We start from the raw sequence: 15,811 nt of genomic DNA, 5'->3' as shown, positions 1-15,811 counted from the left end.
CAAAAGAAGACGTGCGGACTTGATAGGTGCATCCCGCAGACGCATCTAGCCACCTTACAGATAGTTCCCGGCCGACCTCGCTGAAAGCGCTTAGCCGTCAGACAAAAAAACGATATTAAAACGAAGGATGGCAGGATAGGCTATCGCCGGTTTTGGGCGCCCAAGCGGCCAATGCTCACTGAAGAACTCGAATAGCTGCTAATGCATACCTTCTTTCGAATGCAACTTTGCCAGACACGTCATGGCCGTATAGTGAAGTGAGCGCTTGGCGATGAAACGCAGACAGTATTCGATCGGGCAGATCATGGCAGCGCTCAAGCCGGCCGACCTGATCGCGCCAGACCTGCTGCCGGGTGCGGTCGTTTATATCGACATAACAGTTTTAATCATTTTTTAGCTATTTTATTAACTCGTGTTGGCAATTTCTTTTATGTAAATCCGCCGGTCATCTTGCGGCCTGGCATGGATGCTGACTGGATGAAACCGGAGCCACGAATGTATGCACTGACGTCGACCCCGGTAATCGCCGCACCTTCATTTCCGCGTCCGTCGAGAAGAAGAGCAGTGCGAATGCATAAGCAGAGTCATCCACGAAGTGCGTTGACCTCTTACGTGCGCATTTATCGGTCCATCGATGCCTTCAAAGGCCACAGTGACTTCTACCCGCACATCGGTTCGTAACCCAATCTAATCTTCCGGCTCACGATCGCCAGCCCACGACGTGACGACAGTGGCCTGCAAGCTGAGGACTCACGTCGGCACCCGACGCAGCTTCAGAGCGATATCGAGCTTCTCAATCCAGCCGACGTCGTCCAGCCTCGCACCAAGCAGCGCTTCAATGCGCTCAATCCTGTAGTTCAACGTATTTGGATGAATGCCAAGTTCGGCCGCGGATTGTCCGCGCCGCTGTCCCTGTTCAAAATAGGTCTGCAGCGTCGCAACCAGTTCAGGCTCGTTGGCTAGCTGTTCGAGCAGAGAAACGAGATAGCGCCGCGCATTCGCTGCATGACGCGCGCTTTCTTCAATGAGGATGCTCGAATACATTGCGACCTGCGGCCGGCCCTGGCTTTTCGGCGCGAAGTCCAATGCCCTGATCGCTTCGTCGACCGTTGCCGCCCAGCCCGACGCGCCTTCGTTCATCAGGCCAACGCCGATACGACGAAGCTCCGGGACTGCACCCGCCAGAGCACTGGCCCGTTCTGCCGTCAAACGATCGATACGATTGATCGAATCGCCTCGCAGGCACGGAGCCCACAGAATCAGCCGGCCACGATGCCACGCCCGTACCAGATCGCTCGGCGCGGCAGCAAGATGACGCGCTGACGCAAGCGCGATGCGGTCCAGTTCCCGTTCACGCTCGTAGGACGTGTGATCGGGCAGTTCGAGATCGATGGCGAGCGCCACCCGTGGCGCAGTGGAATCGAGACCCAGCGCCTCCACGGTTTCCCGAAAGCCATCGTGATCATCCGGTGTATAAAAGACAATGTTGTAAAGCTGATGACGCAACGCCTCACGCCAGCGCGCTTGTTGATACTGCTCTTCGAGATAGCTTTGCGCGATGCTCTGCGCCATGACGTCAAAAAAGTCGAAAAGGTACGGCGAGATGGCGAACAGCAATTCGTCGACGAGAGTTCCGTCGTCCTCTGCCTGTGCAATGTAAGTGCGCCAGATTTCGCGCGATCCGAGCCGGAAGGCACGCAGCACGGATTGCAGCGGTACGCGCTGGTGAACGCGTCGGCGGCCGAATTCCCCGAAGCGATCCATGTCGTCCGCCGATGGTGGGCGACCCGTCAGAAGCGACTGGAACCACAAACCGGCCGTCAAGTCGATCGACGCTGCAATGTCCTGTCTGACTGATGGCATCAGGTTCTCGTAACCTTCGACGCTCATCAGCGTCTCATACATGCGCTCATTCACGGCCGTCGGGTTCGCTGCAAGCAAAGCCGTGCGTTCACGCAAGCTCGCGCTGATCGTCGGGATGCTGACTATCATGAGTAGACTCTTCCCTGTAGAAGGACCTGCAACTGGCAACAGCACGGATTTCGGCTATTGTGCGATATTCGCCTCAATCGGCAGTGTGAACCGGAACACCGTGCCATTCGGCTCACGAGGCGTGACCCACAGTCGCCCGCCATGGGCTTCGACAATCGATCGGCTAATGGAGAGTCCCATGCCCATTCCACTGGGTTTGGTGGTGTAGAACGAGCGGAATAATTGTTCTGTACTCCCAGGTGGAAGTCCTGAACCGGTGTCCCACACCTCGACTATCACAGCGTTCGAGTCACTCCGCTCAGAGACGATCGTCAACTCGCGCTGTCTGTCACTCACTGCGCTCATCGCCTCCGAAGCATTCATGACAAGATTGACGATCACCTGCTGCATCTTGACCCGGTCCCCGAGCACAGGCGGCAGGTTTGCGGAAAGGCATGTCTGCAACCGCACGCTGTTTCTCTGCAACTCGGCGTTGATCAGGGCCAGCACTTCGACAATGGCCTCGTTGATATCGACCGGGTCCTCGCGCGGCGGCACTTGCTTGACGAGCGATCGCACGTGGCCGACGACCTCCACCACCCGGTTGCCTTGCTTGAGAATGTGACTCAGCGATTGCCGTGCCTCCTCCAGTTCCGGAGGTTGTGCATCCAGCCAGCGCAATCCCGCCGTAGCATGCATGACAACGGCAGACACAGGTTGCTTGACCTCGTGCGCAATCGAGGCCGCCATTTCGCCGAGCATCAAGACGCGGTTCAGGCGCGCCATATCGGCCTGGGTTTGCTGCAATGCCTCCGCCGCCCGTTCACGTGAATCGCGCTGTGCCTCTTCGGCGAGTTTTCGCTCCGTCACGTCGATGATCCAGCCAACCATCCGATAGGGCTGACCGGAGATGTTCCACAGTGCCTGTCCGCGAGACTGAACCCATCGGTATTCTCCCGACATTGTGCGGATGCGATATTCGACGTCGTAGGCGTTCTTGTGCTCTAGATGCGCCGTGAGGCACGCGGTCACCCTATCGATGTCCTCTGGATGAATGGCCTCCTGATGCACGCTCGCTTCATTGGGCAGATTGTTTTGCGCATTGCCCATGATTGCCTTGAAATGCGGCGAAAAGTACATTGCTCCCGTCTGTGGATTCCAATCCCACAAGCCCGCCGTCGCGCCCCTCACCGCGAGCTGAAAGCGTTCCTCGCTCGCCCTTAGCTCGACCGCAACGCGGTGACGTTCGATCGCATAACGGATCGCGCGGCTCAGCTCCGAAGCACGGATATCCTTCTTGAGGAGATAGTCCTGTGCACCGTGCTGGATGGACTGCAGTCCGACCGAATTATCGTCCAGTCCGGTGAGAACCAGCACCGGCATGTCGGGGACCATCTGCTGGAATTTCCTGAAGGTGTCGAGCCCCCCTTTTGCGTCCGGCAGCCCGAGGTCGAGGATCACCAAGTCGAAATTCGCGGTCCGCGCGCGCGCGACGCCCTCCGCCATGGATTCGGTGCGCGCCACGTGGTATTTGAACTCCACCACGTCCTCGAGCACCCTGTCGATCAACAGTGCGTCAGTCGCGCTGTCCTCGATCAGCAGGATATGTATTTCATGATCGATGTTCACGATTTAACCGGGGGTAGCGTCACGACGCCAAGCCAGAAGTCGTTGATGCTGCGCACGACGTGAACGAACTTCTCGAAGTCCACGGGCTTGGTGATGTAGCAGTTGGCGTGCAGGCCATATGACTTCGCCACGTCCTCCTCGGCTTTGGAGGTGGTCAGCACGACGACCGGAATGTTCATCAATGCCGGATCGCTTTTCAGCTCTTGAAGGACTTCCTGGCCGCTCTTTCGTGGCAAGTTGAGATCCAGGATGATCAGGCCGGGACGGGGTGCGTTTGCATGTTTCCCTTCGCGCTTGAGGAACTCGATTGCCTCCACGCCGTCCTCCGCAATGTGTAGCGGATTGAGCACCTTGTAGTATTCCAGCGCCTCGCGCGTCATCATCACGTCCGTGGGGCTATCTTCCACCATCAGGATATGAAACATCTGCTCGCTATTTTCGGAAAGCATCGTAGTTGTCTCCTCTCTTTCGTGTTCGGCTTCAGATTGTGTTCTTGACGCCCAGCGTGAAAAAGAACGTCGCGCCCTCTTCCAGAACAGACTCGACCCAGATCTGGCCGCCGTGCTGTTCGACTATCCGCTTGCAAAGCGCCAGGCCAATCCCGGTGCCTGGATACTCTGAGCGCGTGTGCAGGCGTTGAAAGACCAGAAAAATGCGTTCGAAGTATTGCGGATCGATGCCGATCCCGTTGTCCTTGACCCAGAATAGCCACCCCTCGCCCTGGCGCTTCGCACCCACGTCGATCCGTACAGGGCGTGACTTGTCGCGGAACTTGACGGCGTTGCCGATGAGATTCTGGAACAGGAGCGTAAGGTGCGTCGGAATCGCCACCAGGGCAGGCAAAGTTTCCTTCCTCACCTCGGCGCCGCTCTCCTCCATCATGACGCTCAAACTCTTGAGCGCCTGAGCGAGTATCTGCGCGCAGTCAGTCAACTGGCGCGCGTCGTCGGAGCGGCCAACCCGAGAATAGGCGAGCAGATCGTTAATGAGCGCCTGCATCCGCGTGGCGCCGTCGACCGCGTGTGTAATGAATTCATCGGCACGGTTGTCCAGTTGCCCCTTGTATCGCATCTGCAGCATCTGCAAGGGGCCGGCGACTGCTCGAAGCGGTTCCTGCAAGTCGTGGGAAGCAAGGTAGGCAAATTGTTCGAGGTCCTTGTTAGAGCGGGCTAATTCATCTGTTTTCCTAAGCAACTCCTCTTCCGCTTGCTTGCGCGCGGTGATGTCGACCACTGCTGCGAGGACAAATTTCCCTTCGTCGGTCGAGAGCGGATTCAGGCCGATCTCGACTGGAAATTCCGAACCGTCCTTGCGCAGCCCGTAGAGGTCACGGCCAGCTCCCATCGGGCGGCTCGTCAGATTGCTGTAGAACGACGCACGATACGCCGGGTGATGCGCACGGAAACGCTCCGGGACGAGCGCTTCGATGCTTTGACCGATCAATTCGTTGCGCGGATAGCCAAAGAGCTTCTCCGTTTGTGCGTTAACGAGAACGATCCGGCCACCGTGGTCCACCATCACCATTGCGTTAGGCGCCGCTTCCACAACCTGCCGGAAGCGCTCCTCCAGACGCCTGCGCTCAGTAATGTCGACGACGGCGGCCAGCACGAACATGCCTTCGTCGGTCGAGACCGGATTGAGGCCGATTTCGACAGGAAACTCCGAACCGTCCTTGCGCCGCGCGTAAAGGTCCCTGCCCGCACCCATCGGACGTGTCTTCAGGTCGCTATAGAACGCGTCACGGTAGTCCGGGTGGCGCGAGCGAAAACGTTCGGGAACGAGTACCTCAATGCTCTGGCGAACCAATTCATTGCGCGGATAGCCGAATAGTTTTTCGGTCTGCGCATTTACGAGGACGATCCGGCCGTCGCGATCGAGCATCACCATTGCATTAGGCGCCGCTTCCACGACCTGCCGGAAACGTTCCTCCTGCCTCCTGCGCTCGGTGATGTCGACGACGGCCGCGAGGACGAACGTACCTTCGTCGGTTGAGACCGGGTTGAGTCCTATTTCAACGGGAAATTCGGAGCCGTCTTTACGCATTGCGTAGAGGTCGCGGCCCGTCCCCATCGGCCGGCTCCTCATGTCGGTGTAGTATGCGCTCCGGAAATCCGGATGACCTACCCGGAAACGCTCGGGCACGAGCGCTTCGATTCCTCTCGTCATCAATTCTTCACGCGCATAACCGAACAGCTTCTCCGCCTGCGCATTCACGAGAACGATCTTGCCAGCACGGTCCACCATCACCATGGCGTTGGGAGCCGCCTCCACGACTTGCCGAAAGAGCTCGTTAGTCAGGCCGCTCAGTTCTTTGCGTTGCTCCATCTGACCTCCTAACAAAAATTCTCGTTTTCAAGTTTGGAGCGTAAAGCCGGCGGTCCACTGCCTGGACCGTTCCACCAGATCGTCAGTCCGATTTCGCGAGTCGAGGCGTTGCGGGTTCCGTGTAGTTCTAGCTGCGCGACTGGGTATGGTTTTTATACTAGCAAACGCGTCGCGCGCAGCAAGGATGCTGCCTTCCCGATGTGCCTTACGGCTCACTTCCGCTACGCGTCACCGCCGTTACAAGCGGCAAGGCTCGCAGCACGAACATCCTAATAAGAGAAGTATTCGGCAAATTCCTGGCACTCCATCACGTGCGCTACATACATCCGTATTATTTCTGTTCCGGTATCAACGTACTATTCTTCGCAATGCACTGCCGATATCATCCGCACATCTTCCTTTTTCTCGACGATCGGGGTCCTTCTTGTGGATACGTCTGAGGTAGTTACGATCGTTGACGACGATGAGGCAGTCCGTATCGCGACTGCGAACCTTGTTCGTTCGTTGGGCTGGAACGTCCGCACCTTTGCCTCTGCCGAGGAGTTCCTCGAATCTGGACAAGTGGAAGACACCTCCTGCCTGATTTCCGACGTACGAATGCCTGGCATGTCCGGTGTCGCGCTGCACGCCCGGCTTCGCAGCCAGGGTAATGCACCACCCACCATTTTTATCACCGCGTTTCCAACTCCCGACCTGCACGCCGAAGTCATTGAAAATGGCGCACTGGTCTTGCTCGAGAAACCCGTTGCCGCCGACGACGTGGTGCGCTGGCTCAGCCTCGCGTTGCGGGAGCCGCCTCCGCAAGGCAATCTGTAAGCGCTCTGGTGCACCCGGCCCCGCACGGTGGCGCCGGGACGTCCCCAACACGGCGACGCTATCAAGAAGGTCCGTTCACTTGCGGCTTAAGGCCAAGTGCTTCCGCCTTTCTGACAAGATCCGGAACCGAGTGCGCAGCCAGTTTTCTCATTGCGTGTCCTCGATGAATTTTGACGGTGACTTCGCTCAGTTTCATCTGCGCCGCGATCTGCTTGTTCATCAGGCCCGAGATGACATAACGGACGACCTCCTGTTCGCGAATGGTCAACGAAGCATAGGCAGCGCGCAGCGCGACAAGCGCCTGTTCGGCCTGGACACGTTCGCCGTCGCGCGCCAATGCGTCGGTAACGGCGTCGAGAATCTCCTGGTCCCGAAACGGCTTGGCGAGAAAATCGAAGGCACCGGCTTTCATGGCTCTGACCGACATCGCAACGTCGGCGTATCCGGTCATGAAAACAATGGGCATCCGGATTTCGCTTTTTGCAAACTCCTTCTGAAATGCCAGCCCGGTTTCACCTTGCAGCCTCACATCGAGAATCAGGCAGCTCGGCACAGCCTTCTTCGGGAACGCCAGAAACTCGCGGCAGGCTGAGAAAGTCTCCACATGCAATCCGGCCGAGCGCAGGAGAGCGTTAAGTGCGATTCGCACAGCTTCATCATCGTCGATTACGTACACCATCGACGGCGGACCATCAGACGCGCCCTTCGTCGAAGTCAAGCCAGATCCTGAACTCAACGGCTTCTCCCAATTCCAGGTCTTTCGTTCGGCCCTCTCGGCCGATTGTTGCCGCCCAATTCTGATTGCGGCCAAATGGGGCATCGGAGATTCAGAAGCATTTTGAAAGCTTGCGCGGGCGAGTCGAACGACGCCCGACAAATAGCGACGAGTGAAAAATACCGCAGCGGCTGCATATCGGCAAACGTGCATGTGGTTGCCCGATTAAGGCGTTGGTCCAGGACGACTATATCTTCGTATAGCCAACGCGAGTGGCGCGTATTTACTCGCCCTCAGCGAACGACTTCGCGCTTCCTGACGACCTCCTTCGCACCGCTCCCGCCGTTTCCCTTGCGGTGCCAGCATCCAGATAACCCGAGCATACCCCTGTATGAACCGCTCACGCGAATGAAGAACCACGCCACCCGTTCGTACGATGGTTTTTCTCGCCTTGCACGCGTACCTTTGGTGTCATCGACGGAAAGAACTTGAGCTTCCACCACCGCACAGTCGATGACCTCATGATATCCAGTAACTGTTAGGAGTCCACCATGTTCACTACGCTACATACATGGATTTTTGTGGGCAGTAACGCGTATGTCGAGTACACGTTCGTCCCGTGGCTCAACAAGAGCGTCTATCGCAGAACCATCGATCTCAACGTGATCTGTGTTCAGTAGGTCAGCCATGCGCACCATCCATTTTTTGAGCGATCAGGAAATCTTTGACCGCTCCGTCAATCACCTCCTTTCGCAACGCCGCACGGGCATTCTCGCAAACGGAGGCGCTGCGTACCGCGGCCCATGCGGCGGGTGTCCGGTTGGCAGCTTCATACGGCCGTCCGATTACCGATCCACGATGGAGGGCGTTCCGGTACGCTACCTTCCCGGGTCCGGGACCGGCTGGCCCCGTTACATGGACGCCGGCGTTGCCGCATTGTCCAAAGCCTTGTTGAACGCCGGGATCGATATTTACGATAAACGCACTGTCGCACTGCTGGTCTGTCTGCAAAACGTTCACGATATATACAGCGTCTGGGATTGGGCGGACAGGCTGCTATCGATCGCGCGTGAATACGGCCTGAGCAGTGAATGCATCCTTTCGGTGCCGGAGGACTGTCCGACTCCTGATTACAACGCGCGCTCTCCGGCAAAGCATCCACCTCGTACGCGGACAACGCACGCTCGCGATTCCCCACGAAAGCGCTCGACCTCCCCGCCACCTCCCGCTGTGCAGATGTTGCCGCGAGGCGCCCACGATCCGCACTTGGCATCTGACGCGGGGCAGCGGCTTGTATGACGCCCCCGTGACATGTGACGCAGAAGTCGGCGGAGAACGTGATCACCGCCGCCGCAATCGAAGTGAGGCACAAATGTTTTCGATATTTTACTTAGGAATGCAACATTGCTTTCTTTTCATTGACTTCTTGAAGCACATGCTACGGAGGATCACAAAATGAACTGGCTGGTATTAACGCTGCGCAGCCATCCTGAGATAGCGATCTTTATGTCGCTAGGGATCGGATATTGGGTGGGGGGAAAGAGTTATCGGGGCTTCAGTCTCGGCGCCGTCACCTCGACGTTGCTTGCGGCGATTGCCATCGGACAACTGGGCATTCCCATCTCCGCTAATGTCAAGTCGATATTCTTTTTGATGTTCCTCTTTGCCGTAGGCTACGGAGTGGGACCGCAGTTCGTCAGAGGCATCGCCAAGGATGGCATTCCTCAGGCGCTTTTCTCGGTTGTCCAGTGCGTCCTGTGTCTTGCCGCCCCCCTTGCCGCCGCCAAAATCGCCGGTTACGGCGTCGGTTCAGCCGCCGGCCTTCTCGCTGGCTCACAGACCATTTCGGCGTCGATGGGGCTGGCGACGGACGCCATCGGCCGACTCGGACTGCCCGCCTCGCAAACGAAGGCGTTGCTCGATGCCATGCCGACCGCCTATGCCGTGAGCTACATATTCGGCACGGTCGGCTCCGCGATCATCCTCGCCCAACTCGGCCCGAAGCTCCTGCGAATCGATCTCGTCAAGGCGTGCAAAGAATACGAAGCCAGCCTCGGCGGCACACAGCAGATCATCAGCGCGGGTAGCGCGTGGCACCAGTATGAACTGCGCGCGTTTCGCATTGCGAGCGAGAGCCCTTTCGTCGGTCTGACCGTCCGCCAGGTCGAAGCCCTGGAGACCGAGGGCATGCGTCTGTTTATCGAACGTATCCGGCGCGGTACCGCAATAGAGGAAGCAAGGCTCGACTACGTCCTGGCAACGGGTGACGTCGTGGCTGTCGCCGGGCGCCGCGACCAGCTCGTGTCCACGCTGGGCACAAACGGATCCGAGATCGACGACGCCGAACTCCTCGCGGTTCCTGCCGAGGGAGTCGATGTCTATGTCTCCGCAAAGGATGTTGACGGCCAGACACTTCAGCAGTTGTCCACGCTTCCCGCGGCGCGCGGCGTATTCATCCGCAAGATCAAGCGCGGCCCGACCGAGACGCCAATTCCGGTGCTTCCGAGCACGCAGCTTCACCGCGGCGACACGATCACGCTCGTTGGCCGGACCCAGGACACGACTGCAGCAGCCAAAGCACTGGGCACGCTCGACCGGGCGACCAATGCGGCAGACGTTGCCTTCGTCGGGCTGGCGATCACGATCGGTGCGCTCGTTGGCGCGATTACCATCAATATCGGGGCCGTTCCGCTGACACTCTCCACGGCGGGCGGAGCGTTGATCGCCGGCATCGTGTTCGGTTGGTTGCGCGCCATCCACCCGACGTTCGGACGTGTCCCCGAGCCTACGATCTGGTTCATGAACTCGGTTGGACTGAATGTGTTCATCGCCGTGGTGGGGATTACGGCGGGACCCGGTTTCGTGCTCGGCCTGAAGCAACTCGGCGTCAGCCTCTTTCTGTGGGGCATCTTCGCGACCGCAGTCCCGCTGATTCTAGGCATGTTCATCGCGAAGTATGTGTTCAGGTTCCATCCCGCAATCGTGCTGGGTTGTTGCGCCGGCGCGCGCACGACAACAGCAGCCCTGGGAATGATTTGCGACGCCGCGAGAAGCCAGGTTCCAGGGCTCGGCTACACCGTCACATACGCGGTCGGAAACACGCTGCTGACGATCTGGGGGATGGTCGTCGTCATGATAATCAAATAGCCCCACCACGCCCTACGCATTAAATGAAGCGCGCTCGGCGTGTCCTGTCACGCCGCTTCAACAGTTGCATTTCCCGGCAATGCACATCTTGCCGATGGCATGTTCAACCCCAGGAGATAGTCAATGGCTACGCCAATTGCAGCAGTGTCGTCGTATGAAGAGTTCAATATCAACGTGCCGGAAAACGGGTTTCCTCAACACGGCATCGCTGCACGGGCAGCAGAAGCACTCGTCCTCAGTCAGGAATGGACCGACACGAACCCGATGCTGAACATGTCGTCGTTCGTCACGACCTTTGCTGAGCCTGAAGCGGTCGAGATCGCCAGGCGAAACATGTTCAAGAACTATATCGACCACGACATGTATCCGCAGCTTTTCGCCATGGAAACGCGCATGGTGAGATGGCTGCACCAGCTCTGGAACGGACCGGAGGGCGTCGAACCGTACGGCACCGCAACGGTCGGCTCATCGGAAGCGTGCATGCTCGCCGGTCTCGCCCACAAATGGAACTGGCGTCAGAAGCGGGAACGGGACGGCAAGGACGCCACACGCCCCAATATGGTAACGGGCGGCAACGTCCAGATCGTCTGGAAGAAGTTCCTGCGCTATTTCGACGTGGAACCGCGGATCGTTCCGCTCAAGCCCGGTAACTATCGGCTAACGGCGGACGAACTGGAAAAGTACGTAGACGAAAATACGATCGCTGTCGTTGCCATCGCCGGGCAGACCTTCACCGGCGAGGACGACGACATCCAGGGGATTCACGACTGGCTCGACGCTTATGAAGCGAGGACAGGCATTTCGATTCCGATGCATATCGACGGCGCGTCGGGCGGCTTCGTCAATCCGTTCCTGTATCCCGACTACCGCTGGGACTTCCGGCTGCCGCGCGTCCAGTCCATTAACGCATCGGGGCACAAGTACGGGCTCACGCCGCCGGGACTGGGCTGGGTGATCTTCCGTGAACGCAGCGTATTCAACGAGGATCTCGTGTTCTACGTGAACTACCTCGGCGGCGAAATGCCGACGGCCACGCTGAACTTCAGCCGCAACGCCTTCCAGATCGCCGTTCAGTACTATCAGTTCCTGCGCCTGGGTTTCGACGGGTATCAGCGGATCATGCGCCAGACGTTGGACAACGCCATCGCCTTGCGTCAGACACTCGTCGACAGCGGCTATTTCACCATCATGAACGAGGAGCAGCGCATTCCGGTGGTGGCCGTCACGCTCGACAAGAGCGTCACGAAGTTCAACGAATTCGATGTGTCCAACAAGGTCCGTGAAAAGGGCTGGGTGCTTTCCGCGTATTCGATGCCAGCCAACGCCGAGGAAGTCAAGAGCCTGCGCGTGGTGGTCCGCCCGCACATCAATCACAATGTGGCTCAGATGCTGGCGCGTGACATCGTCAATGCGTGCAAGTACCTCGAGACTCACGGCGGTAGCGCGACCGCACCGAAGCTGCACCAGCACCTGCCGGAGAACAGGTCGCCGGCCAAGTGCTGAAGGGTCGTGCCGGAAATCTGCCTTCCACTGATTGCTCTTCCTTGGCGCCCCGGGCTCGGTTTCCTCGGGGCGCACTGCACTGACACCAAGCCTCAGCGAGGCTTTAGTTCGACGGGCGCATCGGCGCGATAGCCACCGCCCAGCGCCTTCGTCAACGCGACCTCCTGACTGAGCACCTGCCCGTTCAGCGCCAGCAGTGCGACCTGCTCGACAATCACCGGTTGGCGCGCCTCGAGCGCCGCGAGCTGGCTGGTCAGTCCGCGCTGCCAGGACGCTTCGACACTGTCTCTCGTGAACGTCACCGATTCGATGCGCTGTTTTTGCAATTCGGTTTCGGCGTCGAGCGCCTGCAAACGGCTGCCCGTCTGCGCGACATCGCGAACCGCATTGAGTACGGCCTCGTTGTACTGCTCGATCAACAGGTTGCTCCCCTGGCGCGCGCCGCTCAAGTTCGCATTAAGCATGCCGCCATCGAAGATCGGCAGGTACAGGCCCGGAATCAGGTTGGTCTGGCGGCTTGCGTGCGTGAACAGATCGGCGAGATGCAAGGCGTTGTAGCCGAAAAACCCCTTGATGTCGAAACTCGGATAGAAGGCGGCCTTGGCCGAGTCGATCCGGTCGAAGGACGACTGCACATACCAGCGCATAGCCTGCAAGTCGGGGCGCCGGGCAAGAAGCTCATAGGAGAGCGTCGCCGGCAAGGCAGCCTGCGAGGCCGACAGCGCAACGGGCCTGATCTCCGGCAAGCCGTCGGGCCCCGCGCCCGCCAGCGCCCGCAACGATTCCCGAAACTGCTTGATCTGTGCCTGCGTGGATACGATCTGCCGTTCGATGGCCAACTGCTGCGCACGGGCCTCTTCGAACTGCGTTCGGGGCTCGAGGCCACGCGCCGCGCGCGCCTCGTGCGCCTGCACCGCAAACTGCGCGATCTCGTGTGATTCGTTCAATAGATCGATAAGCTGGTAATTCGTCTGGATACCAAAATAGATCTGCGCGACATCGGTCGATATTTCGAGTTCGACCGCCGATGTCTCTGCAAGCCTCGCGTTCGTCACGCCAATCGAAGCCGCAATCTGCGCGCGCTGCTTGCCCCAAATGTCGATGTTCAGGCTCGCGCCCAGTCCGACCACGCCCTCCGTGTACCACGGGCCCGTGAGACCCAACGCCGGTTCGTTCTGCGCGAACGGCCCAAGAAACCCGTTCGCCGAGACATGCTCGCGATTGAGCAAGGCAATCGCACTGACTTGCAGGCTCGATCCCGTCCTGACAAGGTCCACGTCCGACTTGGCCTGCGCCACGCGAGTGCGCGCGATCACCATCGTCGGGGCATTGGCGAGCGCCTGGTCGATTAGCGCGTCGAGCTGCGCGTCGTTGTAGCGCGTCCACCAGCGGGCGGCGGGCCACCCGTCGCGCGCGAGATGAATATCGTTCGCGAGATTGATCTGCGTGGGCGGGATCTCGGTATACGGCGGGCTGTCATCGCGAATCAGCGCGCAGCCCGGCAGCATAGACGCCATCCACGCGATGCACAGGCAGCGTCGGTGCCACGACACGCCTCGCCGATGGGCCCGCGCGTTCATGATCGCAAGGCCTGTGACGATGGCGCTGCGGCGGGCTCCGGGAGGCCGGCGTCAGCAGCCCATTCCGGCAACCCCGCGACCTGGCGCGTCAGGTCGTCCGCGGCCTCGATGAGTGGTCCGCCGGTCGCGAGCGCCGGTTCGCCGGCTTGCGCGACGATCGCGATGCGTCGTGGTGCGCGGGCTACCGGTGGATTCGCCGCCAGTTCCTCCGCATATCGCGCAAGCTCGGCTGATGCCTGGTCCTGGGCCGAACGCACGGCTTCGGCGGTTCCTGGGTCGGACAATTCGGCCTGCGCCGCCAGCGTACGCAGCGCGTCGCCCGCCAGCATGATCTCGCGCCCCTGTGCGAGAACGGTTTGCGCGCGCAGCGTCAGTTGCGGCTGGTCGGTTTCCCGCCAGTCGGGCTCGAGTGCGACACGGGAGAGCGTCGCCTCACAATCGGCCAGCACGGCCCACGCCTGCAATTGGCGCTGCGCATAGGGCAATTCGTCGGGCCCGGTCACACCGGTTTGCGGTGGGCGCCATTGAGCGGCGATCGCCCGCAGCATGGTGGCGAGCTTCTGCCGCAGCACGTCGCCCTCGCCTTCCCGCCAGAACGACATCTGCACGAAGGTCGCGACGCCAACGCCCAGCAGGATGCCCACCATGCGGTCGCGGATTTCCGTGAGATCGATGACTGGGCCGAATCGCGCGAGCAATGCCAGCGAAAAGGTGAACACCAGCTGGATGCCGGCGTAGCCGATTCGCTCCGAGCCGGCCGCAATCCACGCCCCGAACGCGATGACGGGCAGCGTCATCAGCAGCAGACCCGTTATTTCGTCGAGGCGCGGTACGACGAACACGACCATGAAAAGCGCGAGCGCGCTGCCGATCGCGGCCCCGGCGAGCCGCAGCAACGCACGCTGTGCCGATGCGCCGAGGCTTGGCAGCGCCACGATCAGGCAGGTCAGCATGATCGTATGGGCGCCTTGCCAGTCTGCGGCGTTGTAGAACACGTAACAGATCAACACCGCGAGCAGCGTCTTCAGTGAGAAGCGCGCATAGGCCGGGTTGGTCCAGGCGTCGGGCGCGACCATCGGTTCGCTCGGAGCGGAAGCGCCTGGCGTCGTGCCGCTCGCGAAGAGTTCGGCGTAGGCGTGCAGCGCCCGCTGCAATTCCGTGGCTGCGGGCATCGTGTCGGCGGCATTGCGTTCAACGACGCTGGCGGTGCTCACATAACGATACGGCTCGCCCAGCGCCACCGATTCGTCGAGCGCGCGCACGTTCGCTTGCAGTTCGCGAAGCATCTTCAGTTGTGCCGCCGACGCGCCTCGCCACTCTTGCGGCAGCTCGCTCGCCGCGCGATAAAGACGCGATACCGTCGCGATACATGCAAGCTGCGTCGCCTGATGCTCGCGATAGTGGGCGTCGCGCATCGTCGCGAACCGCAGCAGTTTTTGCAGCGTCAGCGCGCCTTGCTGGACGTCCGCGGGCGTGAGGAACGTAAGCGGCGCGTCGCTCGCGCCGCCCTCGATCAGCTGCACGAGCCGGACATCGAGCGCCTCGAGTTGCCGATGAATCTCCGCCTTGAGTTGCAGTTGCGGTTCCGCGGGCAACAGCAGCGTATTGACCAGTAGCGTCAGCGCGATCGGATAGTTGACGGCCACCCACACCCACAATACTGCGCGGATCAGCAGGTCGGCCTGGTCGGTCCGGTCGACGAAGCTCTGCACGTAGATGACGACAATGGCGACAATGAAAAACACCACGCCGATCTTCAGCACGCGAATCAGGTACGCGCTGCAAAAGAACATCAGACTCGCAATGACGATGCGCACCAAAGGATAGTCGTACGTGAACTTCAGCAGCAGGATCGACAGGCCGATGCCGAGCGTCGATCCGAGAATGAACATGATGCCGACGAGCCGCGTGAACACCACGTTCGACTGCGTGACGTAAAACACCACCAGCAGCGACAACGCAAGCTCAGGCACTTCGAGCGCCATCGACACGACGATCACGATCGCGCTCGTGAGCATGCAGCGCAGCGTCACGTTCATCCGCCCGGGGAACGACGCTAGCTCCTGCTTCAAGAATGCGCCGGCCTCGCGCAGCGTGTCGGGCAGGTAGTCGGCAGCGGCCATCC

12 protein-coding genes and 2 pseudogenes are annotated in these 15,811 nt (G+C 59.9%); 6 read left to right on the top strand and 8 right to left on the bottom strand.

Translation table 11 applies throughout. The annotated features are described in order from the left end of the window. Positions 1 to 271: 271 nt before the first annotated feature. Positions 272 to 397 (top strand): hypothetical protein, encoded by a 126-nt coding sequence (locus tag AB4Y34_RS12345; RefSeq protein WP_368716160.1) that lies wholly within the window; start codon positions 272 to 274, stop codon positions 395 to 397. A 353-nt stretch (positions 398 to 750) separates the two neighbouring features. Here the strand turns inward: AB4Y34_RS12345 and AB4Y34_RS12340 are convergent, their stop codons facing one another. The 5 genes and pseudogenes from AB4Y34_RS12340 to AB4Y34_RS12320 all read right to left on the bottom strand — a co-directional run. Further along, complete coding sequence (locus AB4Y34_RS12340; protein WP_368716159.1) at positions 751 to 1,959, bottom strand: PucR family transcriptional regulator; 1,209 nt, start codon at positions 1,957 to 1,959, stop codon at positions 751 to 753. A gap of 87 nt (positions 1,960 to 2,046) precedes the next feature. Then, a complete protein-coding gene (locus tag AB4Y34_RS12335; protein ID WP_368716158.1) occupies positions 2,047 to 3,600 on the bottom strand; it encodes an ATP-binding protein in 1,554 nt (517 codons plus the stop codon). Next, the gene (locus AB4Y34_RS12330) at positions 3,597 to 4,049 is read right to left on the bottom strand and encodes a response regulator (RefSeq protein ID WP_368716157.1); all 453 of its coding nucleotides are present in this window, start codon (positions 4,047 to 4,049) and stop codon (positions 3,597 to 3,599) included. Before AB4Y34_RS12330 ends, AB4Y34_RS12335 begins: the two co-directional genes overlap by 4 nt. A 31-nt stretch (positions 4,050 to 4,080) precedes the next feature. Continuing rightward, the gene (locus AB4Y34_RS12325; protein ID WP_368716205.1) at positions 4,081 to 5,550 is read right to left on the bottom strand and encodes a PAS domain S-box protein; all 1,470 of its coding nucleotides are present in this window, start codon (positions 5,548 to 5,550) and stop codon (positions 4,081 to 4,083) included. Further along, a pseudogene (locus AB4Y34_RS12320) lies at positions 5,533 to 5,925 on the bottom strand (PAS domain S-box protein); the annotation flags it as partial. The pseudogene AB4Y34_RS12320 and the gene AB4Y34_RS12325, both read right to left, overlap by 18 nt. 426 nt (positions 5,926 to 6,351) lie before the next feature. Here AB4Y34_RS12320 and AB4Y34_RS12315 point away from each other — a divergent pair. Beyond that, entirely contained in the window at positions 6,352 to 6,741 is a 390-nt protein-coding gene (locus tag AB4Y34_RS12315) for a response regulator transcription factor (RefSeq protein ID WP_368716156.1), read from the top strand. 61 nt (positions 6,742 to 6,802) lie between these two features. Here the strand turns inward: AB4Y34_RS12315 and AB4Y34_RS12310 are convergent, their stop codons facing one another. Next, positions 6,803 to 7,420: a response regulator transcription factor gene (locus tag AB4Y34_RS12310; protein ID WP_368716204.1), complete on the bottom strand. Its 618-nt coding sequence runs from the start codon at positions 7,418 to 7,420 to the stop codon at positions 6,803 to 6,805. A 587-nt stretch (positions 7,421 to 8,007) separates the two neighbouring features. On the opposite strand from AB4Y34_RS12310, the gene AB4Y34_RS12305 reads away from it, so the two are divergent. The 4 genes and pseudogenes from AB4Y34_RS12305 to AB4Y34_RS12290 all read left to right on the top strand — a co-directional run bounded on the left by AB4Y34_RS12305 (position 8,008) and on the right by AB4Y34_RS12290 (position 12,106). Continuing rightward, positions 8,008 to 8,136 carry a hypothetical protein gene (locus AB4Y34_RS12305; protein WP_255214966.1) on the top strand — a complete coding sequence of 43 codons (129 nt, stop codon included), beginning with the start codon at positions 8,008 to 8,010 and terminating at the stop codon, positions 8,134 to 8,136. 7 nt (positions 8,137 to 8,143) lie between these two features. After that, a pseudogene (locus tag AB4Y34_RS12300) lies at positions 8,144 to 8,554 on the top strand (hypothetical protein); the annotation flags it as partial. A 357-nt stretch (positions 8,555 to 8,911) separates the two neighbouring features. Next, the gene (aspT, locus tag AB4Y34_RS12295) at positions 8,912 to 10,603 is read left to right on the top strand and encodes an aspartate-alanine antiporter (RefSeq protein ID WP_368716155.1); all 1,692 of its coding nucleotides are present in this window, start codon (positions 8,912 to 8,914) and stop codon (positions 10,601 to 10,603) included. A 123-nt stretch (positions 10,604 to 10,726) separates the two neighbouring features. Continuing rightward, positions 10,727 to 12,106: a glutamate decarboxylase gene (locus AB4Y34_RS12290; protein WP_368716154.1), complete on the top strand. Its 1,380-nt coding sequence runs from the start codon at positions 10,727 to 10,729 to the stop codon at positions 12,104 to 12,106. Positions 12,107 to 12,198: 92 nt separating this feature from the next. On the opposite strand, the gene AB4Y34_RS12285 is transcribed toward AB4Y34_RS12290, so the two are convergent. Together AB4Y34_RS12285 and AB4Y34_RS12280 are read right to left on the bottom strand one after the other, a co-directional pair. Next, positions 12,199 to 13,686, bottom strand: a complete 1,488-nt coding sequence (locus AB4Y34_RS12285; RefSeq protein WP_368716153.1) for an MdtP family multidrug efflux transporter outer membrane subunit — start codon at positions 13,684 to 13,686, stop codon at positions 12,199 to 12,201. Further along, complete coding sequence (locus AB4Y34_RS12280) at positions 13,683 to 15,809, bottom strand: FUSC family protein (RefSeq protein ID WP_368716152.1); 2,127 nt, start codon at positions 15,807 to 15,809, stop codon at positions 13,683 to 13,685. Before AB4Y34_RS12280 ends, AB4Y34_RS12285 begins: the two co-directional genes overlap by 4 nt. Positions 15,810 to 15,811 lie beyond the last annotated feature (2 nt).

Source organism: Paraburkholderia sp. BR10954, from assembly GCF_040965775.1.
GTDB classification, from domain to species: Bacteria; Pseudomonadota; Gammaproteobacteria; order Burkholderiales; family Burkholderiaceae; genus Paraburkholderia; species Paraburkholderia youngii.
Note: the sequence above shows the minus strand (reverse complement) of the source record. Positions and strands in the feature narration are given on the sequence as shown.